The sequence below is a fragment of the Desulfonatronovibrio hydrogenovorans DSM 9292 genome, from assembly GCF_000686525.1.
In the GTDB taxonomy this organism is placed as follows: Bacteria; Desulfobacterota; Desulfovibrionia; order Desulfovibrionales; family Desulfonatronovibrionaceae; genus Desulfonatronovibrio; species Desulfonatronovibrio hydrogenovorans.
The window spans coordinates 55,846-68,726 of record NZ_JMKT01000009.1; the positions used below are offsets into that span (position 1 = coordinate 55,846).

Annotated in this window: 22 protein-coding genes; all 22 read left to right on the forward strand. The window is 56.6% G+C overall.

Annotation, left to right across the window (positions count from 1 at the left end; translation table 11 throughout):
* Positions 1-62 precede the first annotated feature (62 nt).
* The 22 genes from P771_RS0105405 (at position 63) to P771_RS0105510 (ending at position 12,871) form a co-directional block, all read left to right on the forward strand.
* Positions 63-257, forward strand: coding sequence for a hypothetical protein (locus P771_RS0105405; protein ID WP_028574337.1), 195 nt, complete (start codon positions 63-65; stop codon positions 255-257).
* Entirely contained in the window at positions 254-451 is a 198-nt protein-coding gene (locus P771_RS0105410; protein ID WP_028574338.1) for a hypothetical protein, read from the forward strand. The genes P771_RS0105405 and P771_RS0105410 overlap by 4 nt, the downstream gene beginning before the upstream one ends.
* Complete coding sequence (locus P771_RS0105415) at positions 441-1,151, forward strand: helix-turn-helix domain-containing protein (RefSeq protein ID WP_028574339.1); 711 nt, start codon at positions 441-443, stop codon at positions 1,149-1,151. The genes P771_RS0105410 and P771_RS0105415 overlap by 11 nt, the downstream gene beginning before the upstream one ends.
* Positions 1,144-1,533, forward strand: a complete 390-nt coding sequence (locus P771_RS16585) for a hypothetical protein (protein WP_051617136.1) — start codon at positions 1,144-1,146, stop codon at positions 1,531-1,533. The genes P771_RS0105415 and P771_RS16585 overlap by 8 nt, the downstream gene beginning before the upstream one ends.
* Positions 1,530-2,096 (forward strand): HI_1489 N-terminal domain-containing protein, encoded by a 567-nt coding sequence (locus P771_RS0105425; RefSeq protein ID WP_028574340.1) that lies wholly within the window; start codon positions 1,530-1,532, stop codon positions 2,094-2,096. The genes P771_RS16585 and P771_RS0105425 overlap by 4 nt, the downstream gene beginning before the upstream one ends.
* 28 nt (positions 2,097-2,124) lie before the next feature.
* The gene (locus tag P771_RS0105430) at positions 2,125-2,499 is read left to right on the forward strand and encodes a regulatory protein GemA (protein ID WP_161635946.1); all 375 of its coding nucleotides are present in this window, start codon (positions 2,125-2,127) and stop codon (positions 2,497-2,499) included.
* Positions 2,496-2,702, forward strand: coding sequence for a helix-turn-helix domain-containing protein (locus tag P771_RS0105435; protein WP_028574342.1), 207 nt, complete (start codon positions 2,496-2,498; stop codon positions 2,700-2,702). Before P771_RS0105430 ends, P771_RS0105435 begins: the two co-directional genes overlap by 4 nt.
* A gap of 194 nt (positions 2,703-2,896) precedes the next feature.
* Complete coding sequence (locus P771_RS0105440; RefSeq protein WP_051617187.1) at positions 2,897-3,193, forward strand: putative holin; 297 nt, start codon at positions 2,897-2,899, stop codon at positions 3,191-3,193.
* A gap of 15 nt (positions 3,194-3,208) precedes the next feature.
* Entirely contained in the window at positions 3,209-3,829 is a 621-nt protein-coding gene (locus P771_RS16590) for a transglycosylase SLT domain-containing protein (RefSeq protein ID WP_035244020.1), read from the forward strand.
* Entirely contained in the window at positions 3,820-4,191 is a 372-nt protein-coding gene (locus P771_RS0105450; RefSeq protein WP_028574344.1) for a hypothetical protein, read from the forward strand. The genes P771_RS16590 and P771_RS0105450 overlap by 10 nt, the downstream gene beginning before the upstream one ends.
* Positions 4,191-4,475, forward strand: a complete 285-nt coding sequence (locus P771_RS0105455) for a hypothetical protein (protein WP_028574345.1) — start codon at positions 4,191-4,193, stop codon at positions 4,473-4,475. Before P771_RS0105450 ends, P771_RS0105455 begins: the two co-directional genes overlap by 1 nt.
* A complete protein-coding gene (locus P771_RS0105460) occupies positions 4,475-4,699 on the forward strand; it encodes a TraR/DksA C4-type zinc finger protein (RefSeq protein WP_028574346.1) in 225 nt (74 codons plus the stop codon). The genes P771_RS0105455 and P771_RS0105460 overlap by 1 nt, the downstream gene beginning before the upstream one ends.
* Positions 4,686-5,033, forward strand: coding sequence for a hypothetical protein (locus P771_RS0105465; RefSeq protein ID WP_150112139.1), 348 nt, complete (start codon positions 4,686-4,688; stop codon positions 5,031-5,033). The genes P771_RS0105460 and P771_RS0105465 overlap by 14 nt, the downstream gene beginning before the upstream one ends.
* Positions 5,033-5,317, forward strand: a complete 285-nt coding sequence (locus tag P771_RS0105470; RefSeq protein ID WP_028574348.1) for a VpaChn25_0724 family phage protein — start codon at positions 5,033-5,035, stop codon at positions 5,315-5,317. Before P771_RS0105465 ends, P771_RS0105470 begins: the two co-directional genes overlap by 1 nt.
* A gap of 37 nt (positions 5,318-5,354) precedes the next feature.
* Entirely contained in the window at positions 5,355-5,891 is a 537-nt protein-coding gene (locus tag P771_RS16595; RefSeq protein WP_051617137.1) for a DUF3486 family protein, read from the forward strand.
* Positions 5,888-7,498: a hypothetical protein gene (locus P771_RS16600; RefSeq protein ID WP_051617138.1), complete on the forward strand. Its 1,611-nt coding sequence runs from the start codon at positions 5,888-5,890 to the stop codon at positions 7,496-7,498. Before P771_RS16595 ends, P771_RS16600 begins: the two co-directional genes overlap by 4 nt.
* Positions 7,499-8,947 (forward strand): DUF935 domain-containing protein, encoded by a 1,449-nt coding sequence (locus tag P771_RS0105485; RefSeq protein ID WP_028574349.1) that lies wholly within the window; start codon positions 7,499-7,501, stop codon positions 8,945-8,947.
* A complete protein-coding gene (locus P771_RS16605; protein WP_035243978.1) occupies positions 8,947-9,738 on the forward strand; it encodes a phage head morphogenesis protein in 792 nt (263 codons plus the stop codon). The genes P771_RS0105485 and P771_RS16605 overlap by 1 nt, the downstream gene beginning before the upstream one ends.
* Positions 9,739-9,746: 8 nt before the next feature.
* Positions 9,747-10,208 carry a phage virion morphogenesis protein gene (locus P771_RS18220; protein WP_150112140.1) on the forward strand — a complete coding sequence of 154 codons (462 nt, stop codon included), beginning with the start codon at positions 9,747-9,749 and terminating at the stop codon, positions 10,206-10,208.
* A 242-nt stretch (positions 10,209-10,450) separates the two neighbouring features.
* Positions 10,451-11,551 (forward strand): peptidase, encoded by a 1,101-nt coding sequence (locus P771_RS0105500; RefSeq protein WP_028574350.1) that lies wholly within the window; start codon positions 10,451-10,453, stop codon positions 11,549-11,551.
* Positions 11,552-11,563: 12 nt separating this feature from the next.
* Positions 11,564-11,917, forward strand: coding sequence for a DUF2190 family protein (locus P771_RS16615; RefSeq protein ID WP_161635947.1), 354 nt, complete (start codon positions 11,564-11,566; stop codon positions 11,915-11,917).
* Positions 11,918-11,941: 24 nt separating this feature from the next.
* Positions 11,942-12,871: a major capsid protein gene (locus tag P771_RS0105510; RefSeq protein WP_208595943.1), complete on the forward strand. Its 930-nt coding sequence runs from the start codon at positions 11,942-11,944 to the stop codon at positions 12,869-12,871.
* Positions 12,872-12,881 lie beyond the last annotated feature (10 nt).

The following is a 12,881-nucleotide window of genomic DNA, read 5'->3' on the forward strand; positions in this document are numbered from 1 at the left end:
GACCTCCTTCTGAGGCTTCGGAACTCTGGCATGTTCCGGAGCCGACTGAAGACAGGTGATTTATGAAATACATCAAAAAAGAAAAGGCAAAGGCGCTGGGGTTTTGCAAGAGCAAGTGCACCCTGGGGATCAGGCCGGTGCGTCATCCGTTTTGTGCTGCACTGCACATATTCAGCGACAGCCCGCCTGAGGACTGCTGCCTGATCGAACCTGAGCAGCGGGAGCGCTGGATCAGAGAAATAAGGGAGGGAGAATGAGCAGTCTGAGGTATCAGAAAATGACATCCTGGCCGGAGTATAAGCGGCTGCACAAAAGGATCCTGGCCTCAAATATCGATCACGGCAAAAAGATGGATTTTTTGCGGGAGCTGCAGCAGTTCGGGCGTCGGGCTGTTCCAGGCGTGGCGCAGAGGCTTAAGCAGGCAAAAAAGGAGGCTAGCTGTGGACGCTGAAAGATTCCTGGCTGAGAACACCTTTTACTGCTCAGCGCTTAAGTGCCGGATGACTCCGGCAGCATGTGCAGAAACCAGGAGCAGGCCGGAAAGCCATGAGGGCGGTTTTGGCTATACCCCGCTCAAGCCTCATGCCTGCAAATCGTGTGATTGGGAAGAGATGCAGGGTGCTGAGAGTGAGTGGTCATGGGGGCCAGGCTTGACGAGGAATTGGACTGCTCCCCGCGCCCATGATGAACCGGCAACAAATCAGGAGGTAGAAGACGTGGAAAAGAGCATTGCAGAAAAATTGAAGGAGATCCGAGGGGAACGAACCAAGGCTGAAATGGCCAGCCTGACAGGGGTCCACTTTACTGTTTGGGGCAAATGGGAAAAGGGGGAGTCCAGGCCCAACTATACGAACATGATCAAAATTAAAGAAAAGCTGGGTGTTGACCTGGGCGTCCACGAACAAGAGTACACTGCCCAGGTGGCAAGGCCCAGGACTGAAGAGCTTAAGACTGCAGGCGGTTTTGCAGAGCTTAAACCGTCCGGCCCGACCCTGCACATTGATTTCAGCCAGATCCCGGATGGTCAGCGACTTTTTGATAAGATTGTCAACGAGGCAGATGAGCAGTTCAGAACTCCTGCCATGCACGCGGCGTATCTGTTGTCTATTCATGTTCAGGGTTCGTCTGAAAGGGAGGATGGCCATGCTTAGCAAGGAAGAGTGGGAAGAATTTGAGAAAAATCTGTCCTATCCATATGGCTGGGCTGAACTGTTTTGTGACGGGTACAAAGTGACCTTCAACGTTGAGAGAGAAGGAACTCTTAGATTCGCTATCGTGTGGTATATTGACAGAAAGTTTAAGGGTAAATGGCTATTGGAAGACTGCGAGATCCGGCGCAAATTCGCCCGGCCTTCTGTGCGTAATCGCTGGAAAAAGAATATGTGGAAAGGCCTGCCTAAAAGAATGCTTAAACGCATGAAGATAGATCCTGATGAAAAAGTAACCGTGCATCTCTGGCACTGGAACAGCGCCAAGTCTCTGCGTCGGCACTTGGTGAAGAATTGCGATAAAATAGAGTGGGTCAAACCATGAAAGCCACCTGCCCCATCTGCGGAAACTACGGCCCAGTGGAAAATTTCCTGGCCCAGGAGGACTATAAAAAAGCCCTGGCTGAGATGCTGAGCCTGCCCGGAGATCTGCCCAGGCAGGCGGTCAAATACCTGGCCATGTTTCGCAAGCCCGGATCTGACCGGGCCTTGACCGGACCCAGGGTGCTGAAAATCGTTTCTGAGCTGAAGCGGCTGGCCACAGACAGGAATATTCAGTGGAAATCAGGCCGGGTTTTGGAAAACAGCCCGGCTTACTGGTCCCAGGGTATTCAGACCGTCCTGGATATGGACTCATCAGGAAAGATCGACCGGCCCCTGGACGGACACAACTATCTGAGAGCTATTGCTTACGGCCTGGCTGAAAAGGGCTTTGAGCTGGCCCACCGGGAAAAAGAGAAGTCCAGAACGTACAGGCCGGATCCAGGCAGCAGGACCACACAGGATGACCAGCTTGAAGATGGGCCCAGGCGGATGGAGCCGGAAGAGATGAAGGCCAGGCTGCAGGAGTTAAGACAGAAACTGGGGGTAAGCAGTGAGAGGACATAGAGCAAACAGACGGGCGCTGCTGGCTAAAGTGCATATTGCAAAAAAAGACCTGGGATTGCCGGAGGATATTTACCGTGGAATCCTGTCTGATCTGTTTGGATCTAGCAGCGCCGGGAAGCTTAAGAACCACGAGCTGGTTCAGCTTTGCACACATTTTGAGAAAATTGGCTGGGAGCCGAGACCCCGGAAAAGCCAGGTTAAGCCTGCCCCGGAAAAAGCCCAGCTGATCAAAAAGGTATGGGCTTTGTGCTATTGTTTGGAGCGGCCAGTTCCGGCCTATGCCCATGCCCTGGCAAAGCGAATGTATAAAACTGACCGGGTGGAGTGGCTGTATCCGGACCAGCTGCAGGGCATAGTAGCCGCCCTGGAGAGGCAGAAATCAAGAGAGGGGATGAACGCATGAAGGTCAGCGACAAGGACCTATTAAGCACCAGGGTGCTGCTGCGCCCGGATGAGGTGGCCAGGATTTTGCGCCTGAGCAAAAAGTCCGTGTACAGGCTGGCCAGGACAGGGCAAATCAAGCCTACCAGCGACACCCCGGTACGCTATACTGCGCGAAGCGTAAGGGCATATATCAATTCCCAGACCGGAGACGAAATTTTATGATAGAAAAGGGAAGCCCCAGAGCCCCGCCTGCTCCAGGCAGAAGGTAGTGCTTAAAAGAAGTTTAAAGCCCGGCGCTCAAAATAGAGTGTCGGGCTTTTTTTTGTGCAAAAAAACTGTGTCAGAGGTGGACTGGGGAGGACTGAGAAGGACATCACCCGCTTTAACATCTGCATCCCTCGATGTATGCTGAGGCCATGAGTGTATCAAGATTTATCAATTTAAAGTTTGACCTCCTGCGCGCCTGGCCCTGGCTTTTTCTGGCCGGGGTCATGACTGTCTTTATCGGCATAACCAGCCCCCACCAGCTGGGGGTACTGCTCTGGATACTGACCAAAGTATCCCTGGCAGCGTTTCTAGGATACTGGATCTACCGCAGCCTGCATCCGTATGCACGGGTGCATGAGCTTACAGGCGAGGAACGGCGCAATGCCATGCTGGTCCGGGCCATATATGTGGGTGCGGCGATTATTGCGCTGGGCCTGGGCCTTTAATTGAGGGATTCAGGAATGAAGAAACTGGCTGTTGGTTTTTTGCTGGCGTTGCTGGCTTTAGCGCTGAGTGCTCAGGCCGCAGCATCTCAGATACCCCAGGAGGCCAACAAGTATAAGCGGGACCTGGTGCGGGCGGTGCAGCATGAGTTCGGGCTGGACGGACCGGTGGCCCTGCATGCCGCCCAGATCCACCAGGAAAGCACCTGGCGCGCGGGCGTGGATAGCCCGGTGGGCGCTCAGGGACTTGCTCAGTTCATGCCTGACACCTCTTCCTGGATCTCCGAGATATACCCTGACCTGGGTAAGGCTGCCCCTTACTCTCCCGGCTGGGCCATGCAGGCAATGGCTCGGTACAACTACTGGCACAACCAGCGCATTAAGGCCGCAGATGCTTGCCACCTGTGGGCCATGTCCATGTCCGCATACAACGGCGGGCTGGGCTGGGTGAACAGGGACAAGAGGCTGGCAGCAGAAGCCGGGAAAGATCCTGAAAAGTGGTGGTGCAACGTGGAGCACCACACATCCAGGGCGGACTGGGCGGAGCAGGAAAACCGGCATTACGTGCGCCGGATAATCCAAGACCTGGAGCCGCTATATATCAGGGCCGGATGGCCGGGGAGGCGCACATGCCCATAAGATTTTTAAAACTTGGACCGGCTCTGAAGTGGGTGACCGGAGGCACCGCCGTCCTGGCCATGCTGGCCGGAGGCGCGTGGGCTTATCACTCCTGGAAGACTGGACAGCTGGAATCCCAGGTCATTGAAATACGCGACAGCCGCGACAGGTGGAAGGACGCTGCCAGGTCGCACGAGTCCAGGGCGGAAAAGATGGAACAGCAATACAAACAGGCCCGGCAGTCTGTCCGGGATTTGGAGCAGGAACTGAGCGCCCAGGAAGCGCACTACGAAAGCCTGCGCGAGCAGATCCGCCAGGCCCCGGACGAGGAAGACGGCCCAGTGGCCCCGGTGCTGCGGGATACTTTGGAGGCGCTGCAATAATGCGTCATATGGCTTTGACATTAATAGCCCTGGCCCTGCTGGCTGGGTGTGCATCCAGGCCGCAGCCGGTGCCGGACATCCTTCCAGCTCCGGTGCTGTGCACCGTGCCCGATGGGCTGACAATGCAGCAGCTGCCCCCGCAGCCCCCAAGCGGGGGATACAGCCAGCGCGACGTGGCCGAGTATATCACCCGGCTGCACCAGTGGGGCCGGGAAGGATGGACCAGAGTCGGGGAGATCAGAAAATACAGTGATTCATGCCTTGATGAACTGGAGGACAGATAGTGGCGGATATAGTGGACAGGGCACAACAGTCACAAAACTTTTTTATGGACCAGGCCCAGGCTGAAATGCAGAGAAGGTTGAGCCAGGCCCGGGCTGCAGCAACAAACAACACCCCGGAGTGTATCGAGTGCGGGGACATGATTCCCAAGGCCAGGAGAGCAGCGGTCCCCGGATGTCTCAGATGCATCGAATGCCAGAGAGAGGTTGAGGATGGACTTACTTGAGACGCTGAGCAGGCTTTTACCGCCAATCATTTTGATTGTGCAGGGACTACTGGCGTGGGGAATGTGGAGTCTGTCAAAGAAGTTTGTGAGTAAAGAAGAGTGCCGGGAATGCCAGGAAGAGATGAGGGGTTCAGCAGGAAAAGCCATAGAAAAGCTTGCTGAGCTGGAAAAGTCGCATGCCGCAACTGATGCTTCCAAGGTTACCGCAGAAGACCTTTCAAAAATTTACGACAGAATAAACGACGTGGACCGCAAGGTTTCACAGCAGAGCGGCCAGATGTCTCAGGTGAGACGAAGCCTGGATATTATCAATCAACATTTGCTGGAGAAATAATGGGCTACCAGGAAACAATCACCAAAAACAGGCGGCTGGAAATTTTGCGGCTCCTGGCTGAAACGCCGGGGTACGAGGCCGGGCAGGGGATGATTTATCAGGCCCTTCCGGTGGCCGGATCATTCGACCAGGTGGCCGGGGACCTCGACTGGCTGGAGGAGCAGCAGCTGGTAAAGATCAGCAGTCCGGGCGGATACAGGATTGCCAGGATAACCCAGCGCGGCCTAGACGTGGCAACGGGGAAATCCAGGGTTACCGGCGTGGCCAGGCCGCTGCCGGAATAAAGATCCTTACGCAAAGACGCTAAGGCGCAAAGAGTACATGCCTAGAAAGAGCACAGTACAGCAGATCAGCCCTGAGGCCCGGGAAGAACTGGACAAGATGGTCCGGGATGGCCGGGCCACAATAGATCAGATCCGGGACAGGCTCCTGGAGCTGGAGGGCGAGGAGGCTCCGTCCAGATCGGCCATAGGACGCTATGTAAAATCCGCCCAGGAGCAGATGGAAAAGTACCGCCAGGCCCAGGAGATAGCCAGGACCTGGGTGGGTAAGCTGGAAGAAGAGCCGGACGGGGACGTGGGCAGGCTCTTGTCAGAAATGCTCAGGACCGTGGCCTTTTCCACGATGGGCCAGATGGGTGAAAACGAAAAAGAAGCCGACCCCAAAGATATTTCTTACCTGGCCCGAACGATTAAGGACCTGGCCAGCGCGGACAAGATCAGCGCGGACAGGGAGCTGCGCATCAGGCAGGAGACCGCCAGCAGGGCAGCGGACAAGGCGGTCAAGGTGGCCAAAAAAGGCGGCCTGTCATCTGAAGCTGTGCAGGAAATACGCAAAGAGATTTTGGGAGTGGCATGAGCGATAAGTTGAAGCAGGACATACCAAATACCTCGAAGCAGAATGTAGACGCAAACCTGCCTGCGGTTCTACTTCCCTACCAAAGAGAATGGATTGCTGAAAAAAGCATGGTAAAGGTCTGCGAGAAAAGCAGGCGAATTGGTATAACATGGGCCGAAGCCGCTGATAATGCGTTGATAGCTGCTGCATCAAAAGAGGCTGGGGGGCAAAATGTGTACTATATTGGCTACAACCAAGACATGGCGGTTGAGTATATAGAGTATTGCGCCATGTGGGCCAGGTCATTCAACTACGCTGCTTCAGAGATTGAGGAAGGGATATGGGAAGAGGATAGCGAAGACAAGCACATCAAGACTTATACAGTACGGTTTCCGGGAAGCAAGCATAGAATAGTGGCCCTGTCCTCCAGGCCGACAAATTTACGCGGGCGGCAGGGGGTTGCCGTCCTGGATGAGGCTGCCTATCACGACCAGCTTCCCCGATTAATAAAAGCAGCCCTAGCTTTTTTGATATGGGGCGGCAAGGTCCGAATTCTCAGCACCCACGACGGAGAGGAAAACCCTTTTAACGAGTTTGTGCATGACATTAGATCCGGGAAGAGAAAAGGAACGGTGCACAAAACTACTTTCATGGAGGCTGTTGAGCAGGGGTTGTATAGCCGCGTTTGCCTCCGCCTGGGAAGAGACTGGGACAAGAAGCAAGAAGAGGAGTGGGTGCAGGGTGTCTACGACTTTTACGGGGAGGACGCAGGCGAAGAGCTTGACGTTATTCCTTCCCGGGGCAGCGGGGCCTATCTGCCCATAACCATGATTGAAGCGGCAATGACGGATGAAATCCCGGTGCTGCGCTGGGAGCCCCCGGCCAGGGACTTTGTGGACTGGCCTGACGATACCCGGTTCCGGGATATGGCTGAATGGCTGGAAGTTAATGTGTTGCCGCACCTGTTGCGGCTGGACCGGGACAAGCCCGTCTGGTTCGGTGAGGACTTCGGCAGGGTGGCTGACCTCACGGATATATGGCCCATATTTGAAACCTTTGAAATGACATGGATGACCCCTTTTGTATTGGAGCTGCGGGACTGCCCGTTCGCGCAGCAGGAGCAGGCACTGTTTTACACCGTCGGCAAATTCCCCCGACTGGGCGGAGGCGCGTTGGACAAGGGCGGCAATGGTGCTTTTCTGGCTGAGAGGGCCAGACAGAAATTCGGAGGGCCGGACAGGATTCACGAGATAAGCTTAAGCACCACCTGGTACACAACGCACATGCCTCCTTTTAAGGCGGCTTTTGAAGACAAGACCTTCCCCATTCCCAGGGACCCTGAAATTCGAGACGACTACAGGGCCATAAAAAAAATCAAGGGTGTACCTATGGTCCCCAGGGATGAGCGCACCGCAGTTACAACGCTGTCGGGGAAAAAGGCCAAGCGTCACGGAGACGCAGCCATAGCTGGATGCCTGGCTTACTATGCAGCCAGGAACATAGAGTACGGGGGAGTAATCGAATACCAGTCCACAGGCAGGACCAGGGTGGGAGCGGAACCGCTGGAAAAAATGGAAAGAGTCGGCTTCGGAGCAGTAGGCGGAAACGTGGACACCGGAGGATTTTAGATGCCTGAAAGACCGGAGATGAATGAAGTTGCAACCACCCAGGATGGCCGGGATATAACCAGGGGTTACCTGTCTCCCCTGGAGCTGATGCAGCCCGAGGACAAGGTGCTGATGCGCCGGGGAGGCGGGGACCTGCAGGTTTACGAGGAGCTGAAGCGGGACGATCAGGTTTCAGCCAACTGGGGGAGCCGTCAGGACGCCCTGGTTCAGGCGGAATGGTATGTCGAGCCTGGGGGCGACACTGTACATGACAAGACGGCTGCCGATTTTCTGCGCGAGCAGCTGCAGCAGATAAACTTTGATGCCTTGACAAAACGCATGCACTACGGGGTTTTCTACGGATATGCCGTGGCTGAATGCCTCTATGTCAGAGACGGCAGGCACGTGGCCCTGGGGGATATCCGGGTGCGCAACAGGCGCAGGTTCGGCTTTGACGGAGCCGGACGGCTTCGGCTGAAAACACATTCCCAGCCAATGGGTGAGCTGATGCCGGAACGCAAGTTCTGGGTGTACAGCGCCGGAGCCGATCACGATGACGAACCCTACGGCCTGGGCCTGGGCCATTATCTTTACTGGCCGGTATTTTTCAAGCGCTCCGGTTTGCGGCTGTGGTTGATATTTCTGGACAAGTTCGGCCAGCCCACAGGCAAAGGCAAGTATCCGGCCAACGCCACGCCCCAGGAAAAGCAAAGGCTTTTGGATGCGTTATCGGCCATACATACCGAGTCCGGCGTAATTTTGCCCGAGGGCATGGATGTGGAGCTCATCGAAGCCGCCCGCAGCGGAACCGCTGATTATGCGTCCCTGTATGACCGTATGGACAAGGCTATCAGCAAGGTGGTCCTGGGACACTCCGGATCTGCGGATTCAACCCCCGGCCGCCTGGGCGGTGAGGACATGGCCAGCCATGTGCGCGACGACATTGTAAAGGCGGATGCGGATGTGATCTGCGAGTCATTTAACAGGGGTCCGGCCAGGTGGCTGGTGCAGTGGAACTACCCAAACGCGGCCACGCCCAAGGTCTGGAGAAAGCTGGAGCAGCCGGAAGACCTGGGCAAGGTGGCAGAACGAGACGAGCGAGTGGCCCGCCTGGGATTCAAGCCCAGCCTGCAATACATACGCGATACATATGGCGATGGATGGGAGGATGACCCGGCAAAACATCAAGTGCCGGCCGCTTCTTTTTCCGAGCGAGAGGACGAGGTCCCCAAAAGGCTGGCGGATCAGCTGGAGTCAGAAAGCGATACCGCTATGGACCGGATGATTGACGCGGCCAGATCGGCCATAGATGAGGCCAACACCCTTGAGGAAGCCAGGGGCAGAATCACAGAGATGTTTGACGAGGTGCCGGATGACCAGCTGGCCAGGATAATGCAGAAGGCCGTGGCCGCATCCATGCTGGCCGGGATGTTTGAGATTGCCGAAGAGTCGGGGGATACGGAGGGCTGATGCCTGTTGAATACGGGTCACTTTCATTCGATGAAGCCATCGAGTTTTTCAGGGGCAAGATCAATGTGCCTACCGAGCGATGGAACGACCTTTGGAAGCAGGCTCATGACGTGGCCTTTATGTCTGCCGGGGCGGCAAAGGCCGACCTCCTGGTTGATCTGAGATCTGCTGTGGATCAGGCCATATCCGAGGGGACGACGCTTACGGAGTTTCGCAAGAAATTTGACCAGGCAGTGCAGAAGCATGGCTGGAACTATAAGGGCAGCAGAGGCTGGAGATCCAGGATCATCTACGAAGCCAACCTGCGCACTGCATATCAGGCCGGACGTTATGCGCAGCTGTCCGACCCGGAGCTAAAAGAGTCCAGGCCTTACTGGCAATACCGTCACGGCGGATCAGCCGACCCCAGGCCTGAGCACTTGGAATGGGACGGCCTGGTTCTGCCTGCGGATGACTCCTGGTGGGACGAGCATTATCCTCCCAACGGATGGGGATGCTCCTGCCGTGTAGTGGCCCTTTCCGGGCATGACCTGGAGCGCATGGGAAAAACTGAGCCTGACAAGGCTCCGCCCAGGCAGGCTAAACAATGGACCGACCCCAAGACCGGCGAGGTGCACGATGTGCCCAAGGGGCTGGACCCGGGCTGGGATTACGCACCGGGAAAGAGTGTTGCCGAGCGCACCAGGGAGCATGCCGAGCGCAAAAGCAGAAAGCTTCCAGGCGCTCTGGCCTCAGCCCTGGCCAGGCACCTTAGAAAGACCAAAGAAAAAGAGCCTGATCCGTTTGATTGAGGGGTGAAATGGCCGGAATCAGATTGCATGTAAGGGTTGATGATGAGCAGGCGCAAGACGCCCTGCAGGCTGTAATGCAGCGCATGAGCGACCCCAGGCCGGCTTTCAGGGATGCGGGCGAATACATGCAGCGCGTCGTGGACGATCGCTTTCGGGGTGAGCACGACCCGGATGGGCAGCCCTGGCAGGATCTTGCACCTCTAACCTGGACCAAGAAAAGAAACGACAAAATTTTAACAGAGCGCGGCGGCCCGGGCCTTCGGGGGTCCATACACTACCGGACCTCAAGAACTGCCCTGGAGCAGGGCACGGACAAGATTTACGCAGCCATACACCAGCTGGGAGGGATAATCCGTACCAGGAATGCCCAGATCCAGATCCCGGCCAGGCAGTATCTGGGATTCTCTGATGGTAATGCTGCCGAGGTCTCCCGGATACTTTACAGGCATGCTTTTGAAAGAAGGCGCTGAGAGCCTCTGAGAGCGTTTTAAATCGTTTCCCCCTGCCCAGGGTCGGGCGGAGGCTTAGGCGGCCATGTATGGAAAAATTAAACACCTTTTAAACAGGTCTCTGGATCGAATGCGGCACATACTAAACCCCATGCACGTGGAATGTAGGATGGTCGGTTTGGGGATGGGACGCGGGTTGTCCCGGAAAATAAGCGGCATTTACCAGAAAATATATACAAAAATCCTGTAACAGGAGGCGGTTTATGGAGGCAATCGAAATATTCAGACCCGGGAGCCATACGGCAATGTCCGGAGAAGCCCTGCAGTTCGGTGAATCCGATCTGCGAAAATCAGCAGAGGCGTATGACCCGCAGTTGCACGAGGCTCCCATCGTTGTCGGGCACCCCAAAACAGATCAGCCGGCCTATGGGTGGGTCGGGGCGCTGGATTATGCCGAGGGAGCCCTGCAGGCAAAGCCCACCCAGGTGGACGAGCAGTTTGCCGAGGTGGTCAAGTCCGGGCGGTACAAAAAGGTATCCGCCAGCTTTTACCGGCCTGATTCTCCGAGCAATCCCAGTCCCGGCGTGTGGTATTTGCGCCACGTCGGTTTTCTGGGGGCTCAGCCCCCGGCGGTCAAGGGCCTGAAGCAGGTGGAGTTTTCCGGACATGACCAGGGCGTGGTGGAGATTGAGTTCGGAGAGGCCGAGCGCACCCTGTCCAGGGTGCTGAGGGGCCTGCGGGAATGGATCATTGAGATGGCCGGAGTACGGCGCGCCGACGATATCGTGCCGGAATACCGGATCAAGGATCTGGAGATGGAACCGGAAACAGATCCGGGATTCTCCGAAAACACTGAACAGGAGGATGAGCAGTTGAGCAAAGAGGAAAAAGAAAGAATCAAACAGGAGGCCCGCCGGGAAATGGAGGCGGAGTTTGCCGAAAGGGAGCAGAAGCTCAAGGAGGCCGAGGCTGCGCGAAAGCGGGCCGAGCACGAGGACGCGGTTGATCGCCTGGTAAGCCAGGGCAAGGTGCTTCCCAGGCATAAGGACGGCCTGCTGCAGTTCATGGAGGCAACCGAATCCGCAGGGGAAGCCGTGGTGGAGTTCGGGGAAAACAAGGAGCAGCTCCAGCCTGCACAGTGGCTGAAGCGGTTCCTGGAAGACCTGCCGCAGGCTGTGGACTACTCGGAGCGCTCCGGCGATGAAGGCGGGGAATCCCCGTCCGGTAGTTACGAGACGCCGGACGGCTACAGCGTGGACCCGGACAAGGCCCGCCTGCACGGTCAGGTCCTGGAATACCAGGAAAAACACAATTGCGATTACGTCACGGCTGTAAACGCCGTGGCCAGACAGGGAGGCAAGTAAATGAGACAGTCCATGCCTATATTGACATTGAGCCTGGTCGCTGACGGGGAGGTGAAAAAGCACCGTTTTGTAGACCATGACGGCGAGCAGGTGGATACAGCTGGAGCCAAGGCCCTGGGGGTCTCCAGGACGGATGCTGATGACGGGGGTGACCTGGCGGTTGATGTTCTGGGAACCACGGTTGTCGAGGCCGGAGGGAGCTTTGACAAGGGTGCTGCGCTCAAGTCCGACGCTGACGGCAAAGCAGTGGACTCTGTTTCCGATGAGGATTTTGTCCTGGCTGAAGCCCTGGAGGAGTCCGGAGGGGACGGAGAGTTCGTGGAAGTCTTGCTGGTCAGATACCAGAAACCTGAATTCACAGAATAAAAAAAGGAGCGTTGAGAAATGACCATGAATTTAAAGCAAGTCCGGGTGGTTGACCCGATACTGACCAACGTGGCCCAGGGCTACAGCCACCCCGAGAGATCCGGGCACCTGCTTTTTCCCAGGGTGCCTGTACGCCAGCGCGGGGGGCAGATCATCGAGTTCGGGCGGGAGTCGTTCAAGAAGTACAAGACCAGGCGCGCCCCCGGGGCCAGCACCAAGCGGCTGCAGTTCGGCTACGAAGGCAAGCCCTTTGCCCTGGTCCAGGACGCCCTGGAAGGCCTGGTGCCCTGGGAGCACATGCAGGACGCCAACGAGGTCCCCGGCATAGACCTGGGCGCTGAAGCGGTAAACGAGGTGATGAACATCCTCACCCTGGCCCTGGAGATCGAGCAGGCCGAGCTGGCCACGGACAGCGGCAAATACGAGTCCAGCTCAAAAGAGACCCTGAGCGGTGACGACCAGTGGAGCCATGACGATTCGGACCCCGGCGAGGCTGTGGACGACTACAAGGAAGACGTGCGCAAGAAAGTGGGCCTCAGACCCAATGTGCTGGGGATCAACGGCAAGACCTTTGCCCGCCTTTCCAGGCACCCCAAGATCAAAGAACAGTTCAAGTACACCAGTTCGGATTCGGTTACCGCAGACATGCTGGCCCAGTATTTCAAGCTCAGGCGCGTGGCTGTTTTCGAGTCCGTGTACATGGAAGAGGGCGACGATGACATGAAGGATGTCTGGCCCAACAAGGCTGTCCTGGCCTACGTCCCCGAGCAGATCACGTCCAGGCGGCAGCCGTCGTTCGGCTACACCTACGTGTTAAACGGCCACCCCCTGACTGAGGAGCCCTACAACGAGCGCAACCAGAAGTCCTGGATCTACCCGGTGACTTATGAGCGCGTTCCCGTGCTGTCCGGGATAGATTCCGGCTATCTCATCGAAGACGTCCTGGACGATTAAGGAGGCCCAG